The organism is Paenibacillus sambharensis (genome assembly GCF_003233845.1).
GTDB classification, from domain to species: Bacteria; Bacillota; Bacilli; order Paenibacillales; family Paenibacillaceae; genus Paenibacillus_I; species Paenibacillus_I sambharensis.
The window spans coordinates 128,327-143,190 of the sequence record NZ_QKRB01000041.1; the positions used below are offsets into that span (position 1 = coordinate 128,327).

At 52.4% G+C, this 14,864-nt stretch carries 13 protein-coding genes; 2 read left to right on the plus strand and 11 right to left on the minus strand.

The annotated features are described in order from the left end of the window. Positions 1-42: 42 nt before the first annotated feature. Positions 43-1,722 (plus strand): methyl-accepting chemotaxis protein, encoded by a 1,680-nt coding sequence (locus DNH61_RS08905; protein ID WP_111146301.1) that lies wholly within the window; start codon positions 43-45, stop codon positions 1,720-1,722. A 73-nt stretch (positions 1,723-1,795) separates the two neighbouring features. Here DNH61_RS08905 and DNH61_RS08910 read toward each other — a convergent pair whose 3' ends face one another. From DNH61_RS08910 to DNH61_RS08960, 11 genes are all read right to left on the minus strand, one after another. Further along, on the minus strand, positions 1,796-2,521 hold the full coding sequence (locus tag DNH61_RS08910) for a LutC/YkgG family protein (protein ID WP_111146302.1): 726 nt from the start codon (positions 2,519-2,521) through the stop codon (positions 1,796-1,798). Continuing rightward, on the minus strand, positions 2,505-4,034 hold the full coding sequence (locus DNH61_RS08915; RefSeq protein WP_111146303.1) for a LutB/LldF family L-lactate oxidation iron-sulfur protein: 1,530 nt from the start codon (positions 4,032-4,034) through the stop codon (positions 2,505-2,507). The genes DNH61_RS08910 and DNH61_RS08915 overlap by 17 nt, the downstream gene beginning before the upstream one ends. Further along, positions 4,031-4,756, minus strand: coding sequence for a (Fe-S)-binding protein (locus DNH61_RS08920; RefSeq protein ID WP_111146304.1), 726 nt, complete (start codon positions 4,754-4,756; stop codon positions 4,031-4,033). The genes DNH61_RS08915 and DNH61_RS08920 overlap by 4 nt, the downstream gene beginning before the upstream one ends. Before the next feature lie 37 nt (positions 4,757-4,793). Beyond that, the gene (locus DNH61_RS08925) at positions 4,794-5,552 is read right to left on the minus strand and encodes a DeoR/GlpR family DNA-binding transcription regulator (protein ID WP_111146305.1); all 759 of its coding nucleotides are present in this window, start codon (positions 5,550-5,552) and stop codon (positions 4,794-4,796) included. 21 nt (positions 5,553-5,573) lie between these two features. Next, positions 5,574-7,046, minus strand: a complete 1,473-nt coding sequence (locus DNH61_RS08930; protein ID WP_111146306.1) for a rhamnulokinase — start codon at positions 7,044-7,046, stop codon at positions 5,574-5,576. Further along, on the minus strand, positions 7,043-8,263 hold the full coding sequence (gene rhaI, locus DNH61_RS08935; protein ID WP_111146307.1) for an L-rhamnose isomerase: 1,221 nt from the start codon (positions 8,261-8,263) through the stop codon (positions 7,043-7,045). The genes DNH61_RS08930 and rhaI overlap by 4 nt, the downstream gene beginning before the upstream one ends. 31 nt (positions 8,264-8,294) lie before the next feature. Next, positions 8,295-8,666, minus strand: a complete 372-nt coding sequence (locus DNH61_RS08940) for a sensory rhodopsin transducer (protein WP_111146308.1) — start codon at positions 8,664-8,666, stop codon at positions 8,295-8,297. Between the two features lie 16 nt (positions 8,667-8,682). Next, positions 8,683-10,752, minus strand: coding sequence for a bifunctional aldolase/short-chain dehydrogenase (locus DNH61_RS08945; RefSeq protein WP_111146309.1), 2,070 nt, complete (start codon positions 10,750-10,752; stop codon positions 8,683-8,685). A 128-nt stretch (positions 10,753-10,880) separates the two neighbouring features. Next, positions 10,881-12,167 carry a class II aldolase/adducin family protein gene (locus DNH61_RS08950; RefSeq protein ID WP_111146310.1) on the minus strand — a complete coding sequence of 429 codons (1,287 nt, stop codon included), beginning with the start codon at positions 12,165-12,167 and terminating at the stop codon, positions 10,881-10,883. Between the two features lie 140 nt (positions 12,168-12,307). Next, positions 12,308-12,664, minus strand: a complete 357-nt coding sequence (gene ymzB / locus DNH61_RS08955; protein ID WP_111146311.1) for a protein YmzB — start codon at positions 12,662-12,664, stop codon at positions 12,308-12,310. Positions 12,665-12,667: 3 nt separating this feature from the next. After that, a complete protein-coding gene (locus DNH61_RS08960; protein WP_111146312.1) occupies positions 12,668-13,228 on the minus strand; it encodes a hypothetical protein in 561 nt (186 codons plus the stop codon). Positions 13,229-13,433: 205 nt separating this feature from the next. On the opposite strand from DNH61_RS08960, the gene DNH61_RS08965 reads away from it, so the two are divergent. Then, positions 13,434-14,693: an aminotransferase class V-fold PLP-dependent enzyme gene (locus tag DNH61_RS08965; protein WP_181438629.1), complete on the plus strand. Its 1,260-nt coding sequence runs from the start codon at positions 13,434-13,436 to the stop codon at positions 14,691-14,693. The last annotated feature ends 171 nt before the right edge of the window (positions 14,694-14,864 follow it).

The following is a 14,864-nucleotide window of genomic DNA, read 5'->3' on the forward strand; positions in this document are numbered from 1 at the left end:
CCACCAGCAGCAAGATATTTTCGAACAGGAAAGGTGAGACAGATGTCAATCGGAAACAAGCTTTATATCAGTTTTGCAGCTATGCTCGCAGCTATCATTATTATTGGAGGCTATTCATATCTGAATATGAAACAGCTACAAGCCTCGTATGATGACCTGATAGAACGGCGTGCTGTCATGCTCTCAGACCTAAAAACCGTTCAAACCCAGGCTATTCAACAAAACAACAGCTACCGTGATTTTCTTCTCACAGGCAATGAAGAAGCGCTTGAACGAATGCATACATCCAATACAGCTGCTGCTGAAGCTCTCGAACGTATACTCCAGCAGTCCAACCGAACAGAATTAAAGGATCAGCTTAACCGCCTTCTGGAGATAAATTCGGAAATCCGAGATACAGGCAGTGAGATACTGCAATACTCAAGCAGAGAACAAATATTGAACGAAGCAGTCGAGCACCTCTTTCCCATTGCCAGAGCTATGAGCACAGCAGCCGATGAGCTTGCAGCCGACCAGCAAGCTTTCATGGATCAGGGAGTCGCTGACAACAAGGCATTGGTTGCTGAGATCGTCGAGCACTTAATAACAGCTGTTATAATAGCCGCTGCCGCTGCAGCAGCTGCCGGATATTTGATGGCCCGCCATCTGTCCCGTCCCCTTGTACGACTGGCCAATGCTGCACAACAAATCGCTGCAGGCGATCTTCGCCCGTTCGATACACGTGTCCGTAATAAGGATGAAATCGGAAAGCTTGCCGTTGCATTTGAACAGATGCGTTCAGAGCTTAATCAGCTTATACATAAACTTAACGCATCGGCAGAACAGCTCAGCACTAGTTCAGAGGAATTAACAGCCAGTGCCGGCCAGACTGCTGATGCAGCCCAGCATATTGCAGCAGCCGTACAGGAAGTAACCTCCTCCTCGGAATCTCAGTCCAAGGGTACAGAGGAATGTGTGACAGCCATGGGAGAAATGTCAGCCGGCTTACAGCGAATCGCAGAGTCCTCTTCGGCTGTTGCGGACATTGCCGCTGATACGCGCAACCGAGTTGATTTTAGTTATGGCTCGTTACTGCACACTGTAGGCAGGATTGGAGACTTGAAAGATTCCATTCAAACAGCAGCAGACCAGATGGAGGAATTGAACACCTATTCCATTCAGATCAGTGATATCGTACGGATCATCAGTGATATCGCCAGTCAAACGAACCTTCTCTCACTTAACGCTGCTATTGAAGCTGCACGCGCGGGTGACCAAGGCCGCGGATTTGCTGTTGTTGCGAGCGAGGTTCGCAAGCTGTCCGAAATGACCGGCCAGTCCGCAAACCAGGTAGAGGCTCTGATCCATGAAATTCAGCAGCGGATATCCGGAATGACCCAAACGATACTAGCCAGTGTTGCCGCCTCCGACTCCAGCGTTCAAGCAGTTGAAGAAGCGAGCAGCGCTTTCGCCGTTGTCAAATCAGCCATGACAGAGGCGGTGGAGCAGATTCAAGAGGTATCAGCTGCCTCCGAGGAGGTATCGGCTGGCTCTGAACAAATTCTTGCATCAGTAGAAGAAGTAGCACGGATTGCCTTGACCGTATCCGGTCGAACCCAGACAATAGCCGCAGGGACACAGGAACAACTGGCATCTATGGAGGAAACCAAGGCTGCAGCAGAGTCGCTAAGCGGGCTTGCAGAGGAGCTGCATGAAGAAGTAAACCGTTTTACAATTCGCTAAAAAGAAAAAGCGGGATTCATGGTTTATGCCCACGAATCCCGCTTTTTCTATATCATTTATGCGCCTTGGATCTTCACCCAACCAGCAGGGCATAGACAATGCCCGGTCCATGAACGCCTATCGTAAGGTCATTCTCGATATCCGCCGACCGGCTGGGTCCGGAAATGAAATGGATGCCAGCCGGAAGCTGTTCGCGGCCTCTCTCGTCAAACTGAACGAGTATCTCCCCAAGCCGCGTCTTCAGCCGCTCGAGCGGGATAACCGCAATCAGAACAGTCGGCAGCAGGCTGACTGAACGTCCTTTGCGGGCAGCTGACAGCACCGTAATAGAACCTGTGTAAGCAGCCGCATAATCAGCCATGACAATGCCGATATCAGCTTCGGCTGCCCGCGCCTTCCAGTTCTCGGTCGGGTCGCTGTTCCAAACGCTTAAATTTGCTTCAGGAAGCGCCTCCTCCAGACCTAGGCTGTCCAGCTCGGTCTCCTGCTGACGGATGATATACCGGGCATTCATGTCAGCAGCCAGCTTTACGACAAAGGCCTTTACATCTTCCAGATTACTCAATCTCTCCACGTTACCACCAGCAGCCTTGAAATGATCGGTAAAGCGTTCAATCCGTTCTTCAAGCGGCCACTGGAACGTCCGCCAGAAATCAGGGGCTCCGCGGAACGGATGGGCTGGCGGCTCCGTTACCCGGCTCCGCCCAAGCTTCTTCGCGATTCCCGTCATGAACGATTCCTGCTTTGCCTTCGACTGCTCTTCAAGCTGCTCCAGCCACTCCTTATGCGTGTCCGCCATGTCCGCCGCCTCCCTTCTCCCGTTCACGGACAAGCTGTTCCATTCGGCTGCGTGTCTCGGCGCTCAGGGGCATTGCCTCTGCCTGAACCTCGCCGCTCAATGTCTTCCATTTGTCGCGGAACGATTGCTTCGGCAGGCTTGGGGTCACGCGGTAGCTGTTCCAGCCCTTAAGCGGTCCTGCCTTGATCCGGATGCAGCCATTACGGACAACAAGCTTCTGGCCCAGCTGTCCCAGCTTGATGGCGCCCTTGAACCAGGTGGCCTTCCCAGCAACAGCGGCAAAGCCCTTCATACCCGCTGATTCCATACGGTTGCCATGCCCGGATTCTACCTTGCGGCGTCTCAAATATACGAGCATGTCATGCAGCGGTATTTTCACCGGACAGGCTTCGTAGCAGGCCCCGCACAGGCTGGAGGCATTCGCTATGTCATCCCACTCCGCAACGTTCTTCTGCAGAGCAGGCGTCAGAACCGCGCCGATCGGTCCGCTATAGGTACCGCCGTAGGCATGGCCGCCAATATGACGGTACACCGGACATGCGTTCAGGCAGGCGCCGCAGCGGATGCAGTTGAGCAGCTCCTGAAACTCCGGATCGCCAAGCTGCAGCGAACGTCCGTTATCCACGATAATGATGTGCATCTCTTCCGGGCCGTCCTGGTCTGCTTCTCTTCTGGGACCGGTGATACCTGACATGTAGACCGTCAGCTTCTGTCCGGTCGCCGAGCGCGGCAGCAGCGTCGCCATAACCTCAAGATCTTCCCAGGAAGGAATAATCCGCTCCATACCCATCAGCGTAATCTGCGTCTTCGGAACCGTTGTCACCATACGCGCGTTGCCTTCATTCTCGAAGAGAACCATCGAGCCGGTCTCCGCTATCGCAAAGTTACAGCCTGTCATGCCGATGTCCGCCTCCAAGAACTTCTCTCGCAGCTTCTTGCGCACATAGCCCGCCAGTATGGTGGTGTCCGGCAATAGCTCTTCACCGGCGTCCGCGGACAACAGCTCCGCAATCTGGTAGCGGTTCTTATGGATGGCCGGAATAATAATATGCGACGGGGTTTCTCCGGCAAGCTGAATAATGTATTCGCCAAGATCCGTCTCGATCGCTTCTACCCCGATAGAGTCGAGCGCGGCATTGAGATGAAGCTCCTCTGTCACCATCGACTTGGACTTTACCACCGTCTTCGCCTGCCGGCGTTCCGCAATGGCAAGCGACAATTTAACTGCTTCAGCATCCGTCTCGGCAAAATGAACATGCACGCCGTTAGCGCGTGCATTGTCAGCGAAGAGATTCAAGTAGTAATCCAGGTGCGCGATCGTATGCAGCCGGATTTGCCTGCCCCGTTCGCGCCACTCGTCCCAGTTGCCGTGCTCGGCAGCAGCCTTCTGCTTACCGCCCCGCAGCCGCTCCGTTGTAAAACGGACAGCCTTGCGCAGGAAATCGTCGTTTAGCGCCAGATCAGCCCGTTCCTTGACCGTACCCGGCCGTACCACCGCCTTGCCAGCGCTCATCGGCTCACCCCCTCATACAGCAGCTCAGCCAGATGCATGACCCTCACCGGTTCATTACGGTACCTGAGATGACCGGCAATATTCATAAGACAGGCCATGTCAAGGCCAACCAGCACCTCAGCATCCGTTTCCAGCACATGATCCGTCTTTTCCGCGACCATCGCTCCGGAAATATCAGCCATCTTGACCGCGAAGGTGCCGCCAAACCCGCAGCAGTCCTCGGCAAACGGAAGCGGTACAAGCTCCATCCCCTTCACATGCCGCATCAGCTCCATAGGCTCAGCCTTAACGCCAAGCAGACGGCTGCCATGGCACGATGGGTGGTAAGTCACCTTATGCGGGAACACAGCTCCTACGTCTGTAACCCCCAGCACCTGAACCAGAAACTGTGTAAATTCATAAGACTTGCGCTTCAGCCTCTCCGCTCTGTCCAGCCATTCCGGCTCCTTCTCGAACAGCTTGGGATAGTGATGAATCATACCGGTACATGAGCCAGACGGCGAGATGACAAAATCGCTGTCTTCAAATGCATGTAGAATTGTCTTCGCTGTCTCACGCGCTTCCTTCCAGTACCCGCTGTTGTAAGCCGGCTGGCCGCAGCAGGTCTGTACATCAGGAAAATCAAGCGTAACCCCGTATTTCGCCAGCAGCCGGACCATCGCTTCGCCGACCCTGGGATATATGGCATCACTCAGACACGTTATAAACAAGGATACCTTCATCCTGCATCTCTCCCATGATTTTAAAAAGGCCTGTGATTTATGTCGTCTTCACATGTATCGAGCGCTTCCTGAGCAGGCTGCAGGCTTCCTCATCCGCTCCATTGTCGGTAATGACGGTATTCACCTGTGATAAGTCCGCTACATGGGTGAACGCCTGCACCCCAAACTTACTCGAATCCGCAAGCAGGAACACCTTGTCCGCCATGCCAAACATCTTCTGCTTCACTCTCGCCTGCAGTTCATTGGACTCACTGACGCCGCGTTCCAGATGGACGCCCTTGCAGGAAAGAAACGCTTTATCCACATGGTACGCATCCAGCGAGCGTTCCGCCAGCGGGCCAATAAAGGACAGGGAGCGCTGGGCGAGAATGCCGCCTGTCGATATCACTTCAATTTTCTCCTTGCCGCTCAGCTCCATCGCGACCTTAATGGAATTGGTCAGCACCGTAAGCGGCAGATCCGGCATAATTGAGGCCATATACCAGGCTGTTGAGCTCGCATCCAGCAAAATCCGCTCGCGCGGCTCAATCTGCCGGATGGCTTCCTCCGCGATCCGGCGCTTCTCTTCCGCATGGGTGATTTCCCGCTCGAAATAAGGGATCTCCGGCTGCTGATCCTTGACACTGACAGCTCCGCCATGTGAACGCCTCAGCTTGCCGGCCTGCTCGAGACGGTCCAGATCCCGCCGGATCGTCTCCTCCGTTACCTGACACAATTCACTTAGCTCGGAAACCCTGATGCTTCCCCTGTCATTCACCAGCTGTACTATTAATTCGTATCGTTCTGCGACCAGCATGCCGCTTCCCTCATTTCCTCGTTATGTTGGCAGGCTGGCGAGCTGCAGGAACCGGCCGTAAGCCTCCTCCCAGCGCTCCCGGTCAACCGGCTCGTAGATGCCGACCGGGAACGAATCGCGGATGACCCGCCGGGCTTCCTGCAGATTGGCGAACTCCCCGCTGGCGATCCACTGGACCGCCAGATTCCCGATCGCACTTCCCTCAGCAGGACCGGTCCATACCGGTTTGCCGATGGCGTCTGCCGTCCACTGGCAGAGCAGCTCATTCTGAATGCCGCCTCCCACCATATGCAGCCCTTCAAACCGCTGCCCGGACAGCTGTTCCGTCCATTCCAGCACATAACGGTATTTTAAAGCCAAGCTTTCCAAAATACAACGCACAAACTCACCTGGCTGCTGAGGCTGCCGCTGTCCAGTCCGGCTGCTGTACGCCTGAATTCGTGGTGACATGTCCCCTGCATGCAGGAACAGCGGATCGTCCGGGTCAACAAGCGATGTCCATGGACCCGCATCCTTCGCAAGAGCCACCAGTTCGGGGAACGTATAGTTCAATCCCTGCCGTTCCCATTCCCGCTTCAGCTCCTGCAGGATCCACAGCCCCATGATGTTCTTAAGCAGCCGGTAGGTATGGTTAACGCCGCCTTCATTCGTAAAATTAAGCTGCAGCGCCTGCTCGGTCATAACCGGCTTCGCTACCTCCGTACCCATAAGCGACCAGGTTCCACAGCTTAAATAGGCAAAGTCCGGTCTAAGTGCCGGAACAGCCGCTACAGCTGAGCCTGTATCATGCTCAGCGACCGTAATCACTGGAATAGAGTCAATTCCAAGCTCCCGGCACAGTGACGGCTGCAGCTCTCCGGCAGCGGTGCCAGGGTGCACCACAGGGCCGAAGAGCTTCTCCGGAATACCGATCGCCTCCAGCAGTTCCTGATCCCAGCCCTCCTGCAGCGGGTTATAGAGCTGCGTAGTGGTTGCATTCGTAAACTCATTGACCATTTCCCCGGTCAGGTAATAGCGGAGCAGGTCAGGAATCATGAGAAATCGGTCAGCTTCCCGCAGCAGCGGGCTATCCGTTTCCTTCAGGGCTGCCAGCTGGTATATCGTGTTAAAGGGAAGAAACTGAATGCCGGTACGGGCAAAAATATCCGCCTGCGGTACCTTGGCAAACACCTTCTCCATCATGCCTTCCGTATAGTGGTCCCGGTAATGATAGGGATTGCCAAGCAGTTCGCCGTTCTTCGCGATCAGTCCGAAGTCCACCGCCCAGGAGTCAATCGCAAGGCTCTTCGGCTGCTCTCCCTTGTGCTTTGCCTTCAATAGTCCCTGCTTCAGCTCATGTAGAAGCCGGAGGACATCCCAGTGCAGACGGCTGCCCGCTTGCACCGGGTCGTTCGGGAAGCGGTGAATTTCCTCCACTTCGATCTTCCGGTCCGTTAAGCGGCCGAGCAGCGCTCTGCCGCTGCTCGCCCCAAGATCATAAGCGAGAATCGTCACCAGCTGGCACCCCCCTTGCCTCTGGCGAGTATATCCTTACCATAGCTGCTCGACAGATAGGCCTTCATGGGATTCACCGGCAGGCCCTGTTCCTCGCGGAAAGCGTGAAGCAGCGGCGTAACATCAAATTCAAATGCGCGGCGCACCGCATCCTCCGCACCCAGCACATCATGCTTCTCCTGCGCCTCCGCGATTTCCTCATGATTAATGAGCAGCGCTTTGGCAAACTGGGTTTGAGCATTGAGAACGGAACGGATCATTGCCGGTATTTTCTGCTCAATGTTATGCGACTGGTCGATCATATACGCGATGTTGCTCACCGTGCTGCGAATGGCTGCATCGTCATCGCGGGCTGCGCTCAGAATCTGATAGAAGATAAGGAACAGCTCATACGGATTGGTTGTGCCTACGATCAAGTCGTCATCCGCGTACTTGCGGGAATTAAAGTGAAAGCCTCCCAGCTTCCCTTCATCAATCAGATAAGCAACAATATGCTCCACATTCGTACCTGGCGCATGATGTCCTGTATCCACCAGCACCTCAGCCTGCGGACCAAGCTTGCGTGCATAGTTGTAGGCCATGCCCCAATCAGCCAGATCCGTGTGATAGAACGCCGGCTCGAAGAACTTGTACTCGATGAGCATCCGCATATCTGGTGTAAGCGCTTTATAGAGTTCGCTTAATGCTTCATGCAGCCATGCTTTGCGCTTGCGGATATCTCCCTGTCCCGGATAATTGGTTCCATCCGCAAACCAGAGGCTGATATCCCTGGAGCCGGTTTCTTTTGCAATATCCACACATTCGATCAGATGGTCAGTCGCTTTGCGCCGGATCGCCGGGTCAGTGTTGGTGACGCTTCCCAGCATATAATCGTCATCCTGGAAGAGGTTCGGGTTGACCGCGCCGATCTTCAGGCCTTGGCTTTCCGCATGGCTGCGCAGCTTGCCGTAATCGTCTACTTTATCCCAAGGGATGTGGATCGCCACTGACGGGCACAGTCCTGTCAAACGGTGCACCTCGGCGGCATCATCCAGCTTCTCATACGGTGTGCGTGGAACGCCCGTCTTCTGGAACACTTTGAATCTTGTTCCCGAATCACCATAGCCCCAGGAAGGCGTTTCAATCTGGAATGCTTTCAATTGTTCTTTGACCTGACTCAGATCGATGCCTCTTGCTCTCTGCTGCTCTTCAAACAGTGAATATGCGCGATCGGACATAATAACACCTCTTTGTAGTAGGTTGGACCCTTTAACGGACAGGATAAGCCATGACAGACATCAATGCGTTCTCCGCCTGCGTTGAATCAAGACGGCTGTACTGCACGATTACATCAATGTCGCTCTTGACCTCTATAGCATAGGGAACGCCGACAGGTATCGGCATTCCCTCCTTCATCAGCGAGCTGGTACGGATATGCTTCGTGCGGCGTCCGGGTATGACGACGAGAATGTCCTCCATCGGTTCCCGGTCTTCAAAAAATATGGTAAACCGGAGCAGAGCCTCTTCGGATGAGCAGTTCAGCACACACACCGATTCGTGGCTCGTCAGCTCACCTGAGCTGTGTTCAGGGATATAACCGTCTGGAATAACCCAATGCTTTTCCCCTTTTGCCTGAAACATGGAGCAAGCCTCCTTTTTAACGAGTGAATGCCGCTGGGACGCCGCCGTCAATCGTCAGCATGCAGCCGGTCGTCTTATCTGCCTTCGAGGATGCGAAGAATGCGATTCCTTCCGCAATATCTCTCGGGTAGATGTTTACCAGCAGTGTCGTACGCTTGCGGTAGTACTCCTCGAGCTGGTCCGGCTCAATGCCGTAAGCTGCGGCACGCTCATTCCGCCAGCTGGAATTCCAGATCGCCGACCCCTGCAAAATTGCATCCGGCAGCACGGTGTTAACCCGGATACCGAATTCGCCGCCTTCGGCTGCAATACAGCGGGCCAGATGAGCCTCCAGCGCTTTCGCCGAGCTGTAGGCCGAAGCGTTCTTGCCGGCGTACACCGAATTTTTGGATCCGATGAACACCATGTTGCCGCCAATCGCCTGCTCCTTCATGAGCTTGAACGCTTCACGGGCAACCAGGAAATAACCGGTTCCCAGCACACTAATATTCAGGTTCCATTCCTTCAGCGAAGTTTCATCGAATGGGCTGGATGTTGCAAGTCCTGCATTATTGACAATAATATCTACACCGCCGTACGTAAGCGCAGTCTCCTTATAAGCTGCTGCAACTTCCTCTTCCTTCGTCACATCCATCTTAACGGCAATCGCCCGGTTGTCGCCATAGGCTTCATTAATCTCGTCCGCAACCTTCTGTGCGCCTTCCAGATTCAGGTCGGCCAGAACAACATGAGCACCTTCGGACACCAGACGGCGTGCGGTTTCGCTGCCGATACCGCCAGCACCGCCGGTAATAAAGGCAACCTTACGGGAGAATTCCACCTCTGCCGGCGCAAGCGACAGCTTATACAGCTCAAGCGGCCAGTATTCGACATTATAGGATTCATTTTCGCTTAGGGAAACGAACTGCCCCAGAGCCGTTGCGCCGCGCATAACTGCAATCGCCCGGTGATACAACGCCCCGCTTACCTTGGACATCGACCAGCTCTTGCCGGTATTGATCATACCGATGCCTGGGATCAGGATGACACGAGGGGCTGCCTCGAACATAACGTCTCCTTCATGCTTGTTCCGTTCAAAATAGGCCTTATACGCTTCCTTGTAAGCCGCGATACTCTCCTTAAGCTTCGCCTTCAGTCCTTCCACATCCTCCTCGGATGGCTTCCAGTCCACGAACAAAGGCACAACCTTCGTATGAACGAGATGGTCTGGACAAGCTGCTCCCACCTGCGAGAGTTTAGGGCTGTCATGACCGCCGACAAACTTCAGCACATCAGCTTCATCATCGAAAGTCAAAATCATTTTCTTCGTATCGCTTACTGCTCCGCGAATCGTAGGCATAACAGCAGCCGCGATGCTCCGGCGAACTTCTGCAGGGAGAGCCTCGTGCTTTTCGCCGCCGAACAGCTTCTCGTTATTTACTCTGGCTTCGATATAAGCTTCCGCTTCATTGATAATTTCAATAGTCTTCGCATAGCTGGCTTCCGATGTCTCGCCCCACGTGACAAGACCATGCTTCTCCATCAGGACAAGCTCTGCCTTCGGATTATCCAGCACGCCCTGTGCGATCATCTTCGACAGTGTAAATCCGGGACGTACATAAGGGACCCATACAAACCGGTCACCATAAATTTCTCTTGCAATCTCTTTGCCGTTGTCTGCACAGCAGAGACTGATGATGGCATCCGGGTGAGTATGATCCACATGCTTGAATGGAAGGAACGCATGCAGCAGCGTCTCAATTGAAGCGCGCGGGTGCTTCGCATCAATCATACAGTTTGCCAGATACGCAACCATATCTTCATCCGACATCTCATCACGCTCGAACAAAGGACGGATATCCTCCATGCGCAGTCCTGTGAAGTTACCGGCCTTCATCGTTGCCAGATCGGAACCGCTGCCTTTCACGAACATCACTTCTACATCCCGGCCGCGAAAATCCTTCACAACCGTCTTGCTGGACGTATTCCCGCCACCCCAGTTGCAGACCCTCCGGTCTGTACCAATCAGATTGGAACGGTAGACCAGCTCATCCAAGCCGCCTTGCAATGATGACGCTTTCGAAGAATCCCATAAGCTTTGAACCATTGTTTGTACCTCCGGACGATATAATAGTTTTGATTTCTGTTTGCTGTGACTATTATAACATCTTTGTTTATCTTTGAATATACATATATCAAAAATAAAACGGATGTAAACAAAGGTCAATGATGTGACTAAAGCTTAAAGGCTATATCTATATCATGGATTTTCTCATCATCGATATGAACAATCCTTCCGATAGATGAAGCATCAATGATTGATTTTGCGCTGTATTCTGCCACTTCCAATCTGTCAAATGCCATCAGCAGACTGCTGCCGGTTACAATGACACAGTTGTTAGATACAAATGCGATCGGGTTATCCTTCGTAAACAGCTCAGCCGTTTGGGCAGGTTCACTGTAAACAGCAGAGAAAGGGAGCTTCGGTGTACGTCTCAGCAAAATATAACTCTCCGGAATTGTCCGGGAATCAAATACGGTTTCCGTCACAGCAAAAGCCATAATATTAGGCGGATGCGCGATCAGAACCGAGTTGATATGCGGGTGCCGATCATAGATGGCCTGATGAAGGTGAACGGAACGGCTAGGCCTCTTGCCTTCCTCTGCCTGCCCATTCTCGATCCTCACCAGATCCCCCTCATCCAGATAATTACGGTCAAGACCATAAGGGGTAATCAGGAAGCTGTTTCCTTCCAGCCGCTGCGAGAACGTTCCCTGCGTGCTTGTAAATAAACGCTGATCATACGAGCGGCGGATCAGCTTGCACATTTCACTGCGTGCTTCACGCTCGGCTGTCGGATGTCCTTGCGGCACGAAGCTAGCCAGTGGTATATCCTGATTCGCTCTCACAAGCTCGAACTCACGGGAGGACAGCAGAATCGGCTTGCCAATTCGCTCTGCATTGATTTCCAGACGGGCGCAGAAGTCCAGCGTTTCGAATATTTTAAAGGCGTCAAACAACGTATGTCCTCCGACGACCACCCCGTGGTTTTCCAGCATGACCGTGTGCTTGCCCTCAGCAAAAACAGCGGCGATATTTTCCCCGAGCTGTACGCTTCCCGGCAGAGCATAAGGCGCCATACCGATTTCGCCGCATAGCTGGCCTTCATTGGGCAGCAGCCTGGTATCCGGTATCCGCCTCACAATACTGAATGCGACGAGGGCGGGCGGATGCGCATGAACAACGGCCTTCAGATCAGGTCTGGTGCGGTAGACAAGCTGGTGAAAGGGAAACTCGCTCGACGGCTTATGATTGCCGACAATCTCCCCATCCGGTTTAACACAGACAATATCACTTCTGGTAAGCGCTCCTTTATCGACGCCGGCTGGTGTGATCCAAATATCACCGTTATCATCCATAATGGATAGATTTCCGCCCGATGTTGTGGTCATGCCATACCGGTAAATGCGCTCCATGATAAGCAGGATCTGATCAGCAGGATGAAGAAGTCCGAATTGCATGTTGGTTCCTCCTAGTTTTTATTTGTTTGTTTTTGAATATCTTCATTATAAACATAAACAAAGAAGCTATGGGTGATAATTTATACAAATAAGCAAAAAAAAAAACGACCTTATCCCATAGGATTAAGGTCGATCTGTAATTAATGGGAGCTCTCTATTGAATCAATGGAATAGGCGGCACGCTCCGTAATAAGGACCATTTGATGGTCATTTACTTCTGCTGCAGATAAACCTTCCACAGGAATTTCAAAAATGGGCTGAGGCAGCTCGGTTGGCTGGCGATTATTGATTATCTCTCCTTGACCGTAGAGCATCAAAGCCAAGCCATCCGTATAATCATCTACTGTATGGGAGTCTCTGTACCCAATATGCTCGATATTCATCCTGATTTGATCAACGTCTCCCTGCTCACGTTTCACAATCCTGATTGGCTGGTGCGTGTGCTCCTCAAACCATCTGGAAACCGTCTTTAGCAGCTCGCCTGGTTGTTTGCCCATAGCTCAAGAATGGCCGCCTTGCTTTGTTTTGTCGGACCGCATTGTATTCGCTGTCTGATAGAGATCGGTTGTACCGTTAACGCCGTAACCATAGATACCGGACCGGTTCCGGTCCACATGGGTCATATCATGCTGCATCGTTCCCTGATTTCCGGCCGCATGTCCCGCATGCTGAGCCTGGACACCATAGCCAGCTGATCCATTGTTGTTAGCCCCCGGGTTGGTAATGCGGCCGCCGCGCTCGTTCATGCCCATCGTACCAAATCCGCCAGCGCCCAGACCAGTACCATTTACGTCACGGTTAACCTGGTCACTGTTAATGCCAGAACGTGTCTGCCCTTGCTGGGCATTCGTCTGATTTCCTGCTCGGTTAGCTTGTAGGGAATCTCTAGTCCGGGTGTATCCGTTACCACCCTGCATCCGGTTTGCTCCCTGCTGCTGCATGCGATTGGTTCCCTGTGTCGTCATTCCATTGTTTTGATTGTTCCCGTCTGTACCGCATCCCGTGAGCAATACACCAGACAACCCTGCTGCGACAGCCAGTGACACTGCTGTTTTCTTCATGATTTATGGCCTCCCTTATACAGATATACCGTAAGATGTACCTTTACTCCGCCTTACTATTCCTAATTCAGCGGAAGATAAAGCATGAAGATGTTGGAAAAAGGGACAGTCCGCTATCGCGAATGAGGACAATGAAAACCAGGGAATAGTACATAATATCGAATTTTTCAGCTTGATGGCGGTTGAAGAATTAGAAAGGATGTGCATGTTCATGGGAACACCGACAATCTCACCGTCACCTGTAGAATCGGCAGCGATGCAGCAGACCAATTGGGAGGCTGTACGAAGGCAGTTTCGTTTATCAACGGATTATATCCATCTGGCTTCTTCACAATTTATCGCTTCACATCCGGAGCCCGTACGGCTTGCTATCGAAGCATACCGCGACGAGATTGACCTGAACCCGGTTCAGTGCACGTTAGCTAATGAGAATAAACAAGCCCAGCGTGTCAGAGAAGCGGCGGCAGGTTATCTCGGCATGCAAGATCCCAATCAAATCGCATTAACAGATAGCACAACAATGGGCCTTGGCCTGTTATATATGGGACTTACCTTAACGAAGGATCAGGAAATTGTCGCACCAGAGGATGACTACTACTCCCATTTGGAAGCAATCCGTATGTGTGCACGGCGAACAGGTGCCAGCTATCGTCATTTCAAGCTGTACGATGACCTCAATACGGTGACTGTCGATAATATAATAAGCGCAGTAATGGGGGCTATTACTGACAAAACACGAGTTGTTGGCTTAAGTTGGGTCCATTCCAATACTGGTTTAAAGCTTCCCATCCGGCATATAGGAGAGGAAATTGAGAAGCTAAATCAAAGCCGAGATGAACAGGCAAAGGTAATTTTTATTGTCGACGGTGTCCACGGATTTGGTATTGAGACTGAAACCTTCGCTGAATTGAAATGCGATTTCCTCGTAGCCGGTACTCATAAGTGGTTATACGGACCGCGGGGAACAGGAATTATTGCTGGACGCGATCAGGCCTGGCAGCTCATTGATCCCGTTATCCCTACCTTTACAGAAGTGATGGGTGATGTCATCCAGCATAAGCAGCGTCCGGAACGGATGACTGGCAAACAGATGACCCCAGGAGGGTTTCATTCTCTGGAGCACAGATGGGCATTGACTGATGCCTTCAAATTCGTGAATTCAATTGGCAAGGAACAGATCAAAGAACGAGTCCACGCACTTAACCGTTATTGCAAGGAGCGGCTGCAGCGTATGGATCATGTTACCCTTCACACCCCTGTAAGTGAGCGCTTGTCCGCCGGAATAATCGCATTCGAGGTTGACGGCTATTCCACCAAACAAACTGTGGCTCACCTGTTAAGCCACCATATCGTATGTACTGCTGCTCCGTATTACATTAGCTATGCGCGATTTACTCCTGGAATTTACAACACTAATGAAGAGATTGACGAAGCTCTTCGAGTGATTTCCGATATGAAAAAATAAAAAAAGCGTCTGTCCGTTAGTACGGATAGACGCTCTTCGTGTATGGGTTACACCCTGAAAACCGGATGCGAATGAAGTTGTAGAACTTAGCTGGTTTGTTTGTTCTTAATAGGATAAGCCCTCGACCGATTAGTATTCGTCAGCTGCACGCATTGCTGCGCTTCCACCCCG

What these genes read in the sequence shown, in the direction of transcription:
- DNH61_RS08905 (WP_111146301.1), top strand. Translation starts at nt 43, where the DNA reads ATGTCAATCGGAAACAAGCTTTATATCAGTTTTGCAGCTATGCTCGCA.
- DNH61_RS08910 (WP_111146302.1), bottom strand. Translation starts at nt 2,521, where the DNA reads ATGGCGGACACGCATAAGGAGTGGCTGGAGCAGCTTGAAGAGCAGTCG.
- DNH61_RS08915 (WP_111146303.1), bottom strand. Translation starts at nt 4,034, where the DNA reads ATGAGCGCTGGCAAGGCGGTGGTACGGCCGGGTACGGTCAAGGAACGG.
- DNH61_RS08920 (WP_111146304.1), bottom strand. Translation starts at nt 4,756, where the DNA reads ATGAAGGTATCCTTGTTTATAACGTGTCTGAGTGATGCCATATATCCC.
- DNH61_RS08925 (WP_111146305.1), bottom strand. Translation starts at nt 5,552, where the DNA reads ATGCTGGTCGCAGAACGATACGAATTAATAGTACAGCTGGTGAATGAC.
- rhaI (WP_111146307.1), bottom strand. Translation starts at nt 8,263, where the DNA reads ATGTCCGATCGCGCATATTCACTGTTTGAAGAGCAGCAGAGAGCAAGA.
- DNH61_RS08940 (WP_111146308.1), bottom strand. Translation starts at nt 8,666, where the DNA reads ATGTTTCAGGCAAAAGGGGAAAAGCATTGGGTTATTCCAGACGGTTAT.
- DNH61_RS08945 (WP_111146309.1), bottom strand. Translation starts at nt 10,752, where the DNA reads ATGGTTCAAAGCTTATGGGATTCTTCGAAAGCGTCATCATTGCAAGGC.
- DNH61_RS08950 (WP_111146310.1), bottom strand. Translation starts at nt 12,167, where the DNA reads ATGCAATTCGGACTTCTTCATCCTGCTGATCAGATCCTGCTTATCATG.
- ymzB (WP_111146311.1), bottom strand. Translation starts at nt 12,664, where the DNA reads ATGGGCAAACAACCAGGCGAGCTGCTAAAGACGGTTTCCAGATGGTTT.
- DNH61_RS08960 (WP_111146312.1), bottom strand. Translation starts at nt 13,228, where the DNA reads ATGAAGAAAACAGCAGTGTCACTGGCTGTCGCAGCAGGGTTGTCTGGT.
- DNH61_RS08965 (WP_181438629.1), top strand. Translation starts at nt 13,434, where the DNA reads ATGTTCATGGGAACACCGACAATCTCACCGTCACCTGTAGAATCGGCA.